Raw genomic sequence first — 14,957 nt, 5'->3', positions numbered from 1 at the left:
ACTCGTACGACGAAGGGCCCCACCGCTCTCGGTGGGGCCCTTCGACGACTACGAGTGGGCCGTGGCCTGTGCGGTGACTCGCTGGATGGCCTTGACGGCGATGTCGGGGCGGTCGACGTGTACGTAGTGACCGCTTCCGGCGGCGACGCTGATCCTGCTGCGGCCGGAGAGCGCGCGCCACTGGTCCTGGCCTTCGGCCCACATATCTTCCAGGGCGGGCCCGTAGTCGGGGACCTCGGCGTACTGGGACTCGTGCCTGATGATCTGCACCGGGATGTTCCCCGCGGAGCGGACCTCGGCGTCGGTGATGATGAACTTCTCCGGGTTCTGGCCCTCGTTCACCGCGATGGTCTGGTCACGCAGTTCGGCCGCCATGCCGGTGGCCGACTCGGGGATCGCCTTCGAGATACCTGCCGTCAGGGCCGGGATCGTGGCGTCCATCAGGACCAGGCCCTTGACCCTGTCCCGGTGCTCGGGGGCGTACCGGGCGGCGATCAGTCCGCCCAGCGAGTGGCCGGCCAGCACGACCGGGCGGTCACCGGTGACCCGGTCGAGCACGCCCGTAAGGATCTTGGAGCTGTCGTTGATGGTCTGCGTGCCGTTCGGCTGGTCGCTCTCACCCTCGCCGAGCCGGTCGTAGGAGCAGACCCTGGCCTTCTTGCTCAAGGTCTTCTGCAGGCCGGCCATCGTGTCCAGCCCGTCGCCCCCTCCGGCCATCAGGACGACCACCGGCTTACGGGCCGCCGAGTGGCCGGAGCACGAGACGTTGACCGAGTAACCGCCGACACGGATCTTCTTCGTCCCCGAGAACGAGTCCCCCTGCCCGTGCCACGCGGTCGTCGTGGACGCCGCCTGTGCCTGTGCCTGCCCCTGGGCCGCCTGGGCGGTGGCCTCCCCGTAACCGACGATGCCCGCGCCGGCCACGGTGCAGAACGTCGCGGCCACGGCGATTGTCTTGAGCATGCGGTTCACGAGGACCTCCAAGAAGACAGGGGAAGACAGGGGAAGGCAGGGGAAGGCAAGGGAAGGCAGGGGAAACCAGGGGGCTGGAACGGAGTGGTGCGCATGGCACCGCATCACCGCATCACCGAATCCCGCACGAGACGAATCCCGCACGAGACGAATCCCGCCCGAGACGCCTTCCGCCCGATGACCCTTCTCTTCCTCTCCAAGTCCTCGGCCGGAGTGCGGCGGCGACAACTCAGACGCTACGGATCCGGCGCCCCTGGATCGTCACCCCGCAGTGGTCACTCACGCGTAGCTCGCCAGGGGGACAACGCCCGCGCCGCGTCAGTCGCCCATGTCGAACCGGGGCTCTTCGGTACGGGTGCGCTTGACCTCGTAGAAGCCCGGAACGGTGGCCATCAGCAGAAAGCCGTCCCACAACTGTCCGGCCGCCTCTCCGGTGGGCGCGGGGGAGACGACAGGACCGAAGAAGCCGACCTGTTCGCCACCGGGCCCGGCGACGGACAGCACCGGGGTCCCGATGTCGTCGCCGGCCAGGGCGACGGCCTGCGCGTGCGAGGACCGGATCGCCTCGTCGTACGCGGTGGACTCGGCGACCTCGGCGATCTCCTCCGGCAGCCCGGCATCGGCAAGGGCCGCCGGGAGGTTCCCCCAGTCGCCCCGGAGATGAAATCGGGTGCCCATCGCAGTGAAGAGGTCACCGAGCGCCTGCTGACCGAACCGCTCCTCCACGGCGGCACACACGCGCACCGGAGCCCACATGTAGTCCCCCCACTCGCCCTCGGGGTTGTCGTCCCGGTGCTCGTTGAGCACCGACAGACTCATCACCCGCCAGCGAACGCTCACCGGCCGCACCTTGGCGACCTCCACCATCCACCGCGAGCTGATCCACGTGTACGGGCAGACGGGGTCGAACCAGAAGTCGACAGTCCGCTGTTCGGCCATCCCACCCCTCCTGAGACGGACAACGTCGAAGGGCCCCACCTTGCGGTGGGGCCCTTCGACGTTAGTGCCCGGTGAGGCACTGGCGGAGGATACGAGATTCGAACTCGTGAGGGGTTGCCCCCAACACGCTTTCCAAATGTTCGTCTGCGGGTTCGGGGCGGGACGGGGGCGTTCTGACCTGGGGTGGAGTAGGCCATCGGACGGATGGTGGACGGCGCCGGACGGCGCCGGACGGCGCCGGACGGCGACGAATGAGACCAGAACTGAGACCAGGGCGCCGGTCATACTCGCTTGACGACGATCGATTCCGGAACCAGCTTCTCCAGGTCGTCCACGTCCGATGTGAAGATGGTGACCTGCCCTTTCTGCTGTCGGGCGATGATGGCGAGCACCGCGTCGATCGCGTACTTGTGGCCGTGAAGCTTGGCGTCGGACAGGAGTCGGCGGGCCTGGCGGGCCTCGTCCTTCCCGATGTCGGCGACTTTGAGCCGGGAGAGCACCCAGTCCCAGCGTTGCTCGGTGGTTCTGCCGTCGTACGCCTCCACCAGCGTCATGGGCGACGTGACTACTTCGGCTTCGCCCCGTGCTGCGAGATCGAGCCAGGCGATCATCTTCCGGTCGCCACGCACAGCGAGGGACAGGGCTTCGCAGTCGAGTACGAAGGCGCGCAGTGGCCGCTGCCCGTGCTCACTGGCTCGCTTGGTCACGCGGCCTCTCCGGCGTTGTGTCCTCCGGCGGTGAGGCGACGCTCGTGCTCGGCGTCGAGATCTTCCAGCTCCGAGAGTGCTGCCGCGTGCTCGTCCTCGGTTACCGCGCCGTGTTCCTCCTGCAGCCAGTCGACCAGTTCCAGCAGCCGGTCCCGATCGCGCTTGAATCGCAATGCTTCGGCGACGTACGCCGAAAGTCCCCGCTCAGCCGCCTCGGCGCGGATCTCGTCCAGGAGATCTTCGGGGATCGTCACCGTTACTTTCTTGGTTGCCATACAAGGCACCATACTCTTGGTGTGAATGCCCCTACCAAATTGCCGTGACCCGTAGGGCAAGGAGGCCAATGGCCAATCCGTGAGCCCTGCCCATGCGTGATCGCCGACTTGTACCGCTTCACTCGGCCACCGCGTGCCGTTCACTCTCATCAGCGCATGCTGCGTCGGATGAGGATGGTTATCCTTCGCAGTGGTGAGCCTCCTGCCGTTGACGGAACGACAGGAGGAGAGTCCATGTCCCTGCTGCCTTCGGCAGACGTCTTCAGGTCGATCGAGCTAAAGGTTCCGCAGCTGCTCGGTGGACAGTTGGTCTGTCCACATGTACCCGGGGAGAGATGTTCGATCGGCGAGCACCTCACGCTCTCGGAGGCGAAGGAAGCGGCGGCACGGGATGCCGCTGATGCTGCTGTGCGGGATGCGCTGTGGCGGTGCGTGGGGCGCGATGCTCGAAGCGACGTGCCGAACTTGGCTCAGCGTGGCCAGTTGCTCGCGTTGTACTTCATCATCCCCTACCTGCGGAAGTCGGCCGCGAGAGTCTCAAGGAGGCTCTGCGTCGATGTCGCAGAGGTGAGGTCAGCCATGCTCGTCGGCGCGTTGTACGGGCTGGCACTGGCCGCTGAAGCCGACGACATCCGTGATGAGGTCATCCGGGCTGCCAATGCCGCCGGCTGGGCGGTGGAGCGGTCTGATCCGGCCGAGCGTACGACGGATCCGCACAGCCTTGGCGACCGTGCGAGCCTCCTTGACGACGACTACTCGCCCATCCGCAACGAGTCGGACATCCAGGCCGTCGGTGAGGTGGACTCTTTGCTGGGGGAGCGCATCAGCGGTGAACGCATGGGCGCTACCTTGCACCGCCTCGGGCTCTTGGCCGCGTTCCTCGCCTCGGGTTCGGGGCAGGTGCCCGGGGGTGAGTCCGACGAACTCGACGGACGGCAGAAGGAAGCCGAGTGAACCCGAGCGCAAGGCGACTGTCGCAGTGGCTGGGCGAGCCAATGCCCCTCCGCAAGGTGGCAGATCTCCTTGGGGTCGACGCAGCGAAGGCGTGCGGACTGGTGAGGGCGGGCCGCTTCCCCTGCCGTGTCACGAAGGAGAAGGGGAAGTACGTAGTCCTTCCCGCCGATGTGTTGGTGGCCATGGGGCTCGATGATCCGATCGTGCGGATCGTCGACCTGCTGGCCGGAGCCGAGTTCGCGAGGAGATGGGACTGAGGGCAGGCCGCGCGAACGTCCCACCCTCCGGGGTGACGCTGGCATGGAACGGGTTGGTAGGGCGCATGTGGATGGTCGGTGCGCTGCTGATCCGTCGAGCGGCTCCGCGTCGGCGGCTTCGGTCGCACGATAACCCCCGATAGCGCGGATGGTGACGTCCAACAGGAACGTCTGTTGTCCTGGCCTTTGTCCAGTGCATCGCCGGCCGCCACCGTTCACCGCCGTACGCGCCCCCCTCTGACCTGCTCCCTGAGTCCCCACGAACGCCCCCGGACGGCCGCGCGGTTGGGTAGTTCAGACAAAAGCCCAGGCCATACCTGGTGATACTGGGTGGCTCCGAACCGCCGGGAGCCGGATGGTTCTGCGGTTCTCTCTCCTCTACAGGGAGGGAACCGCCTGATCCGTTCCCCACTGCACCGAATCGGGTCCGACGAGAAGCGAAGGAACAAGATTATGTACGACTGCGAGGGATGCGGACGGTCCCGGCAGGGGTTGTTCTTCGGCTCCGGGATCGGAGAAGCGAAGTGGTGGTGCTGGCGCTGCCAGAGCACCGATCAGAAGGAACTGATCAGCTCTCTGGATGACCACGCCCGGGGCGTGCTCAACCGTGACGCCGACGGCGTGCACTGGCCCTACGGCCCGAACATCTACGTCCAGATGCGCGCGGACCTGTTGGACTGGGCGGACCGGCACGACCTCAAGAGTGGCAACACGGGGTGTTCGTCCGGACTCCACTGGCTCGGCAGGGGCCGCTGCGCCAAGAGGGAATGCCAAGGCAGGCCGGGGTTCTACGACCACACGACCACGTGGCTTTCGCGGACCACCGGCAGACCCGCTCTGGTGTTCAACCAGCCGTACAGGCAGGTGGACCCGGCCGAGGTTTGGGATCACATCAGCGAGTACCCGTCTCTCACGGCCGAGGTCGGGCCGGAGAGTTGGTACGGCGCAGGTACCAGCGGTGTCTACATCTGGAATGACGGCAACCGTTCCGTGGCTGTTCGGCAGCCCCGTTAACCACGCATCGAAGGGTTCCACCTCGCGGTGGGCCCTTTCGGAATCGTGCCCGGTGAGGCACTGGCGGAGGAGTGACTATCACTACTGGAAGCGTCTGCTGGAAGACGCGGGGGGTTCGGAACGCCCGGCTGCACGACGCTCGGCACACGGCCGCCACCGTGCTCATATTGCTCGGTGTCCCGGCCCGGGTCATTGATCAGATCATGGGGTGGGAGCCGGGCACCTCCGCAAGCCTGCGGGTCCGCTACCTCCACGTGTCGGACGCCATGCTCAAGGACGTGGCCCGGAAGATCGCCGAAGCCATCTGGGGACCCCCGGAGACACCCGCTGTGGACAAAAACGCAGGACAACGAGGGCTGAGAACCGTCGAAGGGCCCCACCGCGAACGGTGGGGCCCTTCGACATCGTGCCCGGTGAGGCACTGGCGGAGGATACGAGATTCGAACTCGTGAGGGGTTGCCCCCAACACGCTTTCCAAGCGTGCGCCCTAGGCCACTAGGCGAATCCTCCGCGGCAAACAATACAAGACGTTGAGGAGTGCTCGCGAACTCGTTCCCCCCGCTCAGATCGGGTACTGTGTGCGCAGCCCCTCACGTGGCGCTATCTGACTGAACTCCCCCAGGGCCGGAAGGCAGCAAGGGTAGGTTGGCTCTGGCGGGTGCGTGGGGGGCGCTTGCGTTTGCGGGGCCGGCGGAGCCGAGGGCGTGGCCCTGGTGGAGCTGCGGGTGCGGCCCGGTGCCAGTGGGGCGGAGCGGGGAAGTCCGGCGGGCGGTCCGCGTTGTCAGTGGGCGCCTATAACCTCGTATGCGTGTCGTCTCTCGCGCTGTACCGCCGTTATCGCCCGGAGTCGTTCGCCGAGGTCATCGGGCAGGAGCATGTCACCGACCCGTTGCAGCAGGCGCTGCGGAACAACCGGGTCAATCACGCGTACCTGTTCAGCGGGCCGCGTGGCTGCGGGAAGACGACCAGTGCGCGGATCCTGGCACGGTGTCTGAACTGCGAGCAGGGGCCCACACCGACGCCCTGCGGTGAGTGCCAGTCCTGCCGGGACCTCGCGAGGAACGGGCCGGGTTCCATCGACGTCATCGAGATCGACGCCGCCTCGCACGGTGGCGTGGACGATGCTCGTGACCTGCGAGAGAAGGCGTTCTTCGGCCCCGCGAGCAGCCGGTACAAGATCTACATCATCGACGAGGCCCACATGGTCACGTCGGCCGGGTTCAACGCGCTGCTGAAGGTCGTCGAGGAGCCGCCCGAGCACCTCAAGTTCATCTTCGCCACCACCGAGCCCGAGAAGGTCATCGGGACCATCCGGTCGCGTACGCACCACTATCCGTTCCGGCTCGTGCCGCCCGGGACTCTGCGGGAGTACCTGAGCGAGGTGTGCGGGCGCGAGGGCAGCCCCGTCGAGGACGGGGTGCTTCCGCTGGTCGTGCGCGCCGGGGCCGGGTCCGTGCGTGACTCCATGTCCGTCATGGACCAGCTGCTGGCCGGTGCCGGGGACGACGGTGTGACGTATGCCATGGCGACCTCGCTGCTCGGTTATACGGACGGGTCGCTGCTCGACTCCGTGGTCGAGGCCTTCGCCGCGGGGGACGGCGCCGCCGCTTTCGAGGTCGTCGATCGGATCATCGAGGGCGGAAACGATCCTCGGCGGTTCGTCGCCGACCTGCTGGAGCGGCTGCGCGATCTCGTCATCCTCGCGGCCGTGCCCGATGCCGGTGAGAAGGGGCTCATCGACGCTCCCGTCGATGTCGTGGAGCGGATGACGGCCCAGGCCGGAGTGTTCGGCGCCGCCGAGCTCAGCCGGGCCGCCGATCTCGTCAACGAAGGGCTGACGGAGATGCGCGGGGCCACCTCGCCCCGCCTGCAGCTCGAACTGATCTGCGCGCGCGTGCTCCTGCCCGCCGCGTACGGCGACGAGCGGTCCCTCATGGCCCGGCTCGACCGGATCGAGCGCGGGGTGAACTTCACGGGGGCGGCCGCGGCAGGCGCGCCCGCCATGGGGTACGTGCCCGGGCCCGACGCCCATGCCGCGATGCCGGCCGGGGCCCCGGCGGGGATGCCTGCCGGTATGCCAACCGGCATGCAGGGAGGCGGCATGGCTGCTTCCGCTCCTCCTGCTCCCCCCGGCCCCTCCGTCCCGCCGGGTGGCGGGCCTGCCGCGGCTCGCGCCGCGGTACGGGGAGCGGGGGGCCCCGGTGGAGATACGGGCCATGGTGGAGTTACGGGTTCCGCGGCGCCGCATGCCCCCACACCGGCCCAGGCCCCTTCCTCGGCCCAGGCCCCGACGTCGGCCCAAGCCTCCCCGGGGGCCGCGCCCACGCCTGCCCCCGCTTCGGAACAGCCGCCCGCCCAGGCTCCCCCCTCCGCCCCCGCGGCCGGCGCTGCCCCCGGTGCCTGGCCCGCCGCGACCGCCGCGGGCAGCGGCCGACGGCCCGGCGGGTGGCCGACCGCCACCCCGGCGGGCGGGGGACAGCCACCCGCCGCACCCGGTCCGCCCGCGGCCCAGGCCGCCCAGTCCCAGCCCCAGCCCCAGTCCCAGTCCCAGTCCCAGTCCCAGGCTCAAGCCCCCGCCCCCGCGGCTGCGTACGCCTCCGCTCCCCCCGGCGGCGGCCCCGACCCCCGCATGCTGTGGCCGAACATCCTGGAGGCGGTGAAGAACCGACGCCGCTTCACCTGGATCCTGCTCAGCCAGAACGCGCAGGTGACCGGCTTCGACGGCACGACTCTCCAGATCGGTTTCGTCAACGCGGGCGCTCGGGACAACTTCGCGAGCAGCGGCAGCGAAGAGGTGCTGAAGCAGGCGCTGACCGAGCTGTTCAACGTGCATTGGAAGGTCGAGGCGGTCGTCGACCCGTCCGGCGGTTCGGCACCGCCGCCCGCGCCCGGCCCCGGGTCCGGCTACGGCGGGGGTTATGGAGGAGGGGGCGCGCCGGCTCAGGCGGCGCCCCGCCCCGCCCCGCAGCAGCCGTCGGCTCCGGCTCCCCGGCCCGCCTCCTCGGCACCCCGGTCCCAGGCGGCGCCCGCATCCGGTCCCGCGCCAGCTCCCCGCCCCTCAGCGCCGGAGCCGCCCCCCATCTCCCCCGAGGACGACATCCCGGAGGACGACGATCCGGACCTCGACGAGTCCGCCCTGTCGGGCCACGAACTGATCGTGAGAGAGCTGGGAGCAACGGTGGTGGAGGAGTTCTCGAACGAGCAGTGACGAGCAGCAATGAGTAGTAGCGACGAGCAGCAACCAGCAGTGGTAGCGAGCAACGACCAGTAGTAGTGACGAGCGGCGACAAGTAGTAGGGAGCAGTGGCGAGCCCACGCCGACCCGCCCCCGAAACACGACGGCTAGTCTGACCCCCGTGAAGGTCCTAGTTATCGGCGGCGGTGCCCGCGAACACGCCCTGTGCCGTTCTCTCTCCCTCGACCCCGACGTCACCGCGCTGCACTGTGCCCCAGGCAACGCGGGTATCGCCGAGGTGGCCGAGCTGCACCAGGTCGATGCCCTCGACGGCAAGGCCGTGGCCGCGCTGGCCACGGAGCTCGGCGCCGGGCTGGTGGTCGTCGGCCCGGAGGCCCCCCTCGTGGCCGGGGTCGCCGACGCCGTGCGCGAGGCGGGCATCCCGGTGTTCGGCCCCTCCAAGGAGGCCGCCGAGCTGGAGGGCTCCAAGGCCTTCGCCAAGGACGTCATGGCAGGCGCGGGCGTACCCACGGCCCGCTCGTACGTCTGCACGAACCCCGACGAGGTCGAGGAGGCGCTCGACGCCTTCGGAGCCCCGTACGTCGTGAAGGACGACGGTCTCGCGGCCGGCAAGGGCGTCGTCGTGACCGCCGACCTCGACAGGGCCCGCGAACACGCCAACGCCTGCGACCGTGTGGTCATCGAGGAGTTCCTCGACGGCCCCGAGGTCTCCCTCTTCGCGATCACCGACGGCGTGACGGTCGTCCCGCTGCAGCCCGCGCAGGACTTCAAGCGCGCGCTCGACAACGACGAGGGTCCGAACACCGGCGGCATGGGCGCGTACTCGCCCCTCCCGTGGGCCGACCCGAAGCTGGTCGAGGAGGTCATGCAGACCGTCCTGCAGCCGACCGTCGACGAGATGCGCCGCCGCGGCACCCCCTTCTCCGGGCTCCTCTACGCCGGGCTCGCGATCACCTCTCGGGGCGTACGGGTCATCGAGTTCAACGCCCGCTTCGGCGACCCCGAGACCCAGGTCGTCCTCGCCCGCCTGAAGACCCCCCTCTCCGGCATCCTCCTCGCGGCGGCGGACGGCACCCTGGCCGACCTCGAACCTCTCCGCTGGAGCGACGACGCGGCCGTCACCGTGGTCATCGCCTCGCACAACTACCCGGACACCCCGCGCACCGGCGACCCCATCGAGGGCCTCGACGAGGTGGCGGCACAGGACGCCCCGCACGCGTACGTCCTGCACGCGGGCACCCGGCGTGACGGCGACGCCGTCGTGAGCGCGGGCGGCCGGGTGCTCTCCGTCACGGCCAGCGGCAAGGACCTCACCCAGGCCCGCGCACGCGCGTACGAAGCGGTCAACCGAATCCGCCTCGATGGCGGCCAGCACCGTACGGACATCGCGGCGAAGGTGGCGGGGGCGGCCCAGGCGTAACCGACAGTTACGTCCCTTCACCTGCGTCAACACGCATCGAAGAACGACCCCGGGCCCCGGATCCAGCACAGGATCCGGGGCCCTTTCGTCAGCCACCTCTGCCCAAAGCCATTCCATCGAGTGACCGATGCCCCATCCGGCTGACGAGGGCCGGGGCCCCAACTAGGGTGCGGCGCAAGCGTTCCGGCACTTGGCCCACCGGCATTGCGATGTCGGTCGTGGGTGCCACAGTGGGGGAGTGAGCAACGCCATGGACGTCCGCCGGCAGTGGCTGGGTATGCACGCGCCGGGCGGGCAGTAGGGGGTGACACCGGTCGTGTCCGGTATGGGTGTGGAGGTGGGCGCGCAGGCCGCGCGCTCACGGGCTCTCGCCGTGCTGCGGGTCCGCAGCCGGGCGCTGGCCGTCGCCCTGCTGCCCGCGGCCGTCGCCGTCGTGCTGCTCGTCGGCGGGTCGACGGGCCACATCGACGGCCCCGGTTGGGCCGTCACGCGCTGGATCGTGTCGGGGTTCGCCCTGTTCGTCCTCCTCGCCGCGGCGGGTATCGCGCTGGTCGTGGCCCGTTCCCGGCCCGCCGTGAGCCCCACGGTCACCATCGCCGAGGAGTCGGCGCCCGATCTCTACCGCATGGTGCGCGACCTCGCCGACCGCCTCGAAGTGCCCGCGCCCTCCGCGATAGCGCTCACCCCGGACTGCGACAGCTGGCTGGAGGACCGCACCCACCCGGCCCACGGCCAGCCCAGGCCGGAGTCCCGCGACGAGATCGAGGGCGTACCGGGCGTCCGGGTCCTCCCGTCGGCCCACCGTCGTACGCCGGCCGCGCCCGTCCTCGTCATCGGCTCGCCCTTCCTGTGGTGGATGCGGGTCGGCGAACTGCGCGCCGTCCTCGCACCGGTCGTCGCCGGTACGGGACCGTCGGCGCACCCCGACATAGCCGCGGCCCGGCGTTTCATCCGGGGTCTCGACGCGGCGGTGGCCGTGACCTCGGAGCCTCGTGGACCCCTGTCCAGGACGGTGCTCGGCGGGGTCGGCTGGGTGGCGCGGCTTCTGCTGCGCAGTTGCCGCGGGCATGCCGCCGAGATGGAGCGGGGTGTCGCCTCCGCGGCCGCGGAGCGTGCACAGGCTGTGGACTACGGTCTGCGGATCGTCGCCCAGGAACAGGTGGGGCTCGCGTACGCGGGCTGGGACCGGCTGCTGACCCGGGTCGCGCTGCCCGCCTGGCGGATGGGGCGCTGGCCGTCCCGGCTCGACGCGGGCGTGGTCGCGGCCCTCACCGAGCTCTCGCGGCGCGACCGCCTTGCCGAGGGGTTCGCCTCCCGGCTCGGCGAGCGGCCCGCCTGCGACCTGCTGGAGGAGCCCGGCGCGATCGACGAGGCGGCGTCCCTGCTGGCCGCGCGTCTCTTTCACGGCGGACCGGCCGAGACCGGGCCCGACTGGGCGCCGGTCGACTGGGACGAGTATCCGGACGAGGTCGTGGACCGGAAGTGGCGTACGGACGCGGCGCGGTTGCACCGGGTGCTGGACGCGCTCGGCGTGAGCCGGCCCTCCGGGGCCGGGGCGGGCGCCGGGGCCTCGGATCCGGAGGGGCCGACCTTGGCCCGGGTGATGGACCACCTCAGTGACGGGGAGCCGGGGGATTCGCGGGAATCCGGGGCCCTTGGAGACCTCGGGGATCCGGTGGCCGCAGAGAGGCGCGCGGCCGCGGCGTACGAGGAAGACGAGGACGGCGGGCCGGAGAACGAGCGGAGTTCGGCGCTCGCGGCGGGGTTGAGTGCGGAGGTGGCGCGCGAGGAGGCCGCGGTGTCTGCCGGGGCCGCCGCTCCCTCCGGGGCCGCCGGGCAGGTCGGTCCGGACACGGCGCTCTGGGACGACGGTTCGTTGCCGCTCTTTCCTCTGCAACCGCCTCGGACCGGGCGGGAGTTGCTGGCCGACCATGTCACCGCGATGGTCTGTTGTGCGGCGATGGACACGGCCGGGGCGGCTCCGGGGCTCGACTGGCTCGACGGGCCGTCGCTCCTCATCAACGGCGAGCGGTCCGTGGACCTCGGGCCCCGAGTCCTGAGCCTCATCGAGGAGGGCGACCCCGTGCCCCTCCGCACCTGGCTCCTCCACCTGGGCATACGCCCCGAGAAGCCGGTCCGCCTGGTTTGAGGCCAAGCCCTTCCTCGCCCCCGCCGCCCCTACCCGTCCCATCCCTGGGGGCTCCGCCCCCAGACCCCGAATCGCGCTGAACGCGCTCGTCCTCAAACGCCGGACGGGCTGAAAGGCCGGGGCGCAGCCCCGCCTTCAGGGGCGCGGGGAACTGCGCACCCAGCCCCCACCGACCCGCACACCACCACCCACCCGCACCCCACTCCCTCTGCCCCCCCTGCCCAACCGCCGGAGGCAATTCGCGACGAACGGTGACGGAGCGCGTGCGTAATGTGATGTGCTGGGTCCGCTCATTGACAAGGCAAGGGCCTGCAAAGGCCGACAGGGGCTGACGGGGGCACGAGGGAGGGAACGCGGTATGGGGTCGGAGCAGATTCGCCGGTGGGAGTCGGGAGCGCTGGCGCATGCCGTCACGGACCCCTTCGGACAGGGCCCCGTCCCCTGGCTGCGCGGCAGTGAGCACTACTTCGACGACACGGGCCACGTCGTCCCGTGGTACGTGGAGGCCCCGCCCCCCGGCGCGGCATCCCCGGGCGACGGCAACCGCAACCGCAACCACCACGGAACCACCGGCCCGCGCGTCCCCACCCCCCGCCAGACCGCCGGAGGCCCCCGCACGGCGGACGACGTCCACCGGCAGATCAAGGGCTTCGCCTCCACCGGCGCGGCCGCCCCCGGCGAGGCCATCGACTTCCACATCACGGTCGACCCGCCGCAGCAGTTCAGCGTGGACATCTACCGCATCGGCCACTACGGCGGCGACGGCGCCAGCAAGATCACCACCAGCCCCCGCCTCCCCGGCATCGTCCAGCCGCCGCCGCTCACCGCGGACCGCACGGTCTCCTGCCACCACTGGTGGCTCTCCTGGCGGCTGCAGATCCCGGCGTACTGGAGCATCGGCGCGTACGTGGCCGTGCTGACCACCGACGACGGCTACCGCTCGCACATCCCGTTCACGGTCCGCGACAACCACCCCGCCGACCTGCTGCTTCTCCTCCCGGACATCACCTGGCAGGCGTACAACCTGTATCCGGAGGACGGCCACACGGGCGCGAGCCTCTACCACGCGTGGGACGAGCACGGCCGGCTGCTCGGCGAGGCCGAGGCCGCCACGACGGTGTCGTTCGACCGCCCGTACGCGGGCGCGGGCCTCCCCCTCCACGTCGGCCACGCCTACGACTTCATCCGCTGGGCCGAGCGCTACGGCTACGACCTCGCGTACGCCGACGCCCGCGACCTGCACGCCGGCCGCGTCGACCCCACCCGCTACCGGGGCCTGGTCTTCCCGGGGCACGACGAGTACTGGTCGACGACCATGCGCCGCACGGTGGAGGTCGCCCGCGAGCACGGCACGTCCCTCGTCTTCCTCTCCGCAAACACCATGTACTGGCAGGCGGAGCTGGGCCCGTCCCCGTCCGGCGTCCCCGACCGCCTGCTCACCTGCCGAAAACGCCGCGGCCCGGGCAAACCCGCACTGTGGCGTGAGGTCGACCGCCCCGAGCAGGAACTCCTGGGCGTCCAGTACGCGGGCCGGGTCCCCGAGGCGCACCCCCTGGTCGTCCGCAACGCCGACCACTGGCTGTGGGAGGCGACCGGCGCCCACGACGGCGACGAGCTGGAGGGCATGGTCGCGGGCGAGGCCGACCGCTACTTCCCGCGCATCACGCTCCCCGAGCACCAGGGCCGCATCCTCCTCTCCCACTCCCCGTACCGGGACACCGAGGGAGCCATCCGCCACCAGGAGACGTCCCTGTACCGCGCCCCCTCCGGCGCCCTCGTCTTCGCGGCCGGCACCTTCGCCTGGTCCCCGGCCCTGGACCGCCCGGGCCACATCGACACCCGCGTCCAGCGCGCCACGGCGAACCTCCTGGACCGCATCTGCAAACGCGACTGAGCCCGTTGACCCTGTGGAAAACCTTCAGAACTGAACCCGTAGAGAACCCTCACACCCGACCCCTGGCCGGCCCGGTTCTTCCCGTACGGGAGAATCGACCCAGTTGGCCAGAAAGACGGGGAGGAACCGTGTCCGGATTCGTAGAAAAGCCCGAGCCCGTCGAGGTGCCGGGTCTGGTGCATCTGCACACCGGCAAGGTGCGCGACCTGTACCAGAACGAGGCGGGCGACCTCGTGATGGTCGCCAGCGACCGCATCTCCGCGTTCGACTGGGTGCTGCCCACGGAGATCCCCGACAAGGGCAGCGTCCTGACGCAGCTCTCGCTGTGGTGGTTCGACCAGATCGCCGACCTGATGCCGAACCACGTCCTCGGCACCGACCTCCCGCCCGGCGCCCCGGCCGACTGGGCCGGCCGCACCCTGGTCTGCAAGTCGCTGCGGATGGCCCCGGTCGAGTGCGTGGCCCGCGGCTACCTCACCGGCTCGGGTCTCGTCGAGTACGACCAGACCCGTACCGTCTGCGGTCTCGCCCTCCCCGAGGGCCTGACCGACGGCTCGGAGCTGCCCGCCCCGATCTTCACCCCGGCCACCAAGGCCGCCGTCGGCGAGCACGACGAGAACGTCTCGTACGAGGAGGTCGCCCGCCAGGTCGGCGCGGACACCGCCGCCCAGCTGCGCCAGGCGACGCTCGCCGTCTACGGCCGGGGCCGTGACATCGCGCGCGAGCGCGGGATCATCCTCGCGGACACGAAGTTCGAGTTCGGCTTCGACGGCGAGACGCTCGTCGTCGCCGACGAGGTGCTCACCCCGGACTCCTCCCGCTTCTGGCCGGCCGACCAGTGGGAGCCGGGCCGCGCGCAGCCCTCGTTCGACAAGCAGTTCGTCCGCGACTGGCTGACCTCCGCCGAGTCCGGCTGGGACCGCAAGAGCGAGCGCCCGCCGCCCGCGCTGCCCCAGCAGGTCGTGGACGCCACCCGCGCCAAGTACGTGGAGGCGTACGAACGCCTCACGGGCACCACCTGGAGCTGAGAGTCCTCGGTGTGCACGAAGAAGCCCCCGGTCGCGATGACCGGGGGCTTCTTCGTGCTGAGCGGACGACCAGGTTCGAACTGGCGACCTCAACCTTGGCAAGGTTGCGCTCTACCAACTGAGCTACGTCCGCGCTGCGCCGTGGCGCGAGA

The 14,957-nt window shown here is 70.4% G+C and carries 12 protein-coding genes, 2 tRNA genes, 1 other RNA gene and 1 pseudogene; 10 read left to right on the top strand and 6 right to left on the bottom strand.

What is annotated here, in order from left to right:
* Positions 1-48: 48 nt before the first annotated feature.
* The 4 genes from ACZ5VQ_RS11005 to ACZ5VQ_RS10990 form a co-directional block, all read right to left on the bottom strand.
* Positions 49-963, bottom strand: a complete 915-nt coding sequence (locus tag ACZ5VQ_RS11005; RefSeq protein WP_469104643.1) for an alpha/beta fold hydrolase — start codon at positions 961-963, stop codon at positions 49-51.
* Positions 964-1,290: 327 nt separating this feature from the next.
* Positions 1,291-1,911, bottom strand: a complete 621-nt coding sequence (locus tag ACZ5VQ_RS11000; protein ID WP_469104642.1) for a mycothiol-dependent nitroreductase Rv2466c family protein — start codon at positions 1,909-1,911, stop codon at positions 1,291-1,293.
* 281 nt (positions 1,912-2,192) lie between these two features.
* The gene (locus tag ACZ5VQ_RS10995) at positions 2,193-2,618 is read right to left on the bottom strand and encodes a hypothetical protein (protein WP_307028752.1); all 426 of its coding nucleotides are present in this window, start codon (positions 2,616-2,618) and stop codon (positions 2,193-2,195) included.
* Entirely contained in the window at positions 2,615-2,893 is a 279-nt protein-coding gene (locus tag ACZ5VQ_RS10990; RefSeq protein WP_375922959.1) for a ribbon-helix-helix domain-containing protein, read from the bottom strand. Before ACZ5VQ_RS10990 ends, ACZ5VQ_RS10995 begins: the two co-directional genes overlap by 4 nt.
* A 234-nt stretch (positions 2,894-3,127) precedes the next feature.
* Here ACZ5VQ_RS10990 and ACZ5VQ_RS10985 point away from each other — a divergent pair, with 234 nt between their 5' ends.
* The 4 genes and pseudogenes from ACZ5VQ_RS10985 to ACZ5VQ_RS10970 form a co-directional block, all read left to right on the top strand.
* Complete coding sequence (locus tag ACZ5VQ_RS10985) at positions 3,128-3,847, top strand: hypothetical protein (RefSeq protein ID WP_469104641.1); 720 nt, start codon at positions 3,128-3,130, stop codon at positions 3,845-3,847.
* A gap of 56 nt (positions 3,848-3,903) precedes the next feature.
* Entirely contained in the window at positions 3,904-4,104 is a 201-nt protein-coding gene (locus tag ACZ5VQ_RS10980; RefSeq protein WP_229829010.1) for a DNA-binding protein, read from the top strand.
* Positions 4,105-4,557: 453 nt separating this feature from the next.
* Entirely contained in the window at positions 4,558-5,118 is a 561-nt protein-coding gene (locus ACZ5VQ_RS10975) for a hypothetical protein (RefSeq protein ID WP_469104640.1), read from the top strand.
* Positions 5,119-5,188: 70 nt separating this feature from the next.
* Positions 5,189-5,478, top strand: a pseudogene (locus tag ACZ5VQ_RS10970) (tyrosine-type recombinase/integrase); the annotation flags it as partial.
* Positions 5,479-5,540: 62 nt separating this feature from the next.
* Here the strand turns inward: ACZ5VQ_RS10970 and ACZ5VQ_RS10965 are convergent.
* A tRNA-Ser gene (locus tag ACZ5VQ_RS10965) sits at positions 5,541-5,628 on the bottom strand.
* 71 nt (positions 5,629-5,699) lie between these two features.
* Between ACZ5VQ_RS10965 and ffs the strand changes: the two genes are divergently transcribed.
* The 6 genes from ffs (at position 5,700) to ACZ5VQ_RS10935 (ending at position 14,805) form a co-directional block, all read left to right on the top strand.
* Positions 5,700-5,798, top strand: an RNA gene (gene ffs / locus ACZ5VQ_RS10960) — signal recognition particle sRNA small type.
* A 128-nt stretch (positions 5,799-5,926) separates the two neighbouring features.
* A complete protein-coding gene (locus tag ACZ5VQ_RS10955) occupies positions 5,927-8,326 on the top strand; it encodes a DNA polymerase III subunit gamma and tau (protein ID WP_469104639.1) in 2,400 nt (799 codons plus the stop codon).
* Positions 8,327-8,474: 148 nt separating this feature from the next.
* Positions 8,475-9,734 (top strand): phosphoribosylamine--glycine ligase, encoded by a 1,260-nt coding sequence (gene purD / locus ACZ5VQ_RS10950; protein ID WP_469104638.1) that lies wholly within the window; start codon positions 8,475-8,477, stop codon positions 9,732-9,734.
* Between the two features lie 325 nt (positions 9,735-10,059).
* On the top strand, positions 10,060-11,883 hold the full coding sequence (locus tag ACZ5VQ_RS10945) for a hypothetical protein (protein ID WP_469105000.1): 1,824 nt from the start codon (positions 10,060-10,062) through the stop codon (positions 11,881-11,883).
* Positions 11,884-12,241: 358 nt separating this feature from the next.
* Complete coding sequence (locus ACZ5VQ_RS10940) at positions 12,242-13,777, top strand: N,N-dimethylformamidase beta subunit family domain-containing protein (protein WP_469104637.1); 1,536 nt, start codon at positions 12,242-12,244, stop codon at positions 13,775-13,777.
* A gap of 128 nt (positions 13,778-13,905) precedes the next feature.
* Positions 13,906-14,805 (top strand): phosphoribosylaminoimidazolesuccinocarboxamide synthase, encoded by a 900-nt coding sequence (locus ACZ5VQ_RS10935; RefSeq protein ID WP_362071093.1) that lies wholly within the window; start codon positions 13,906-13,908, stop codon positions 14,803-14,805.
* Positions 14,806-14,865: 60 nt separating this feature from the next.
* Here ACZ5VQ_RS10935 and ACZ5VQ_RS10930 read toward each other — a convergent pair.
* Positions 14,866-14,938, bottom strand: a tRNA-Gly gene (locus ACZ5VQ_RS10930).
* Positions 14,939-14,957: the final 19 nt, after the last annotated feature.

The sequence above is a fragment of the Streptomyces sp. NPDC033178 genome, from assembly GCF_055577685.1.
The sequence above is the reverse complement of the archived record's forward strand: the minus strand, read 5'-3'. Positions and strand labels throughout refer to the sequence as shown.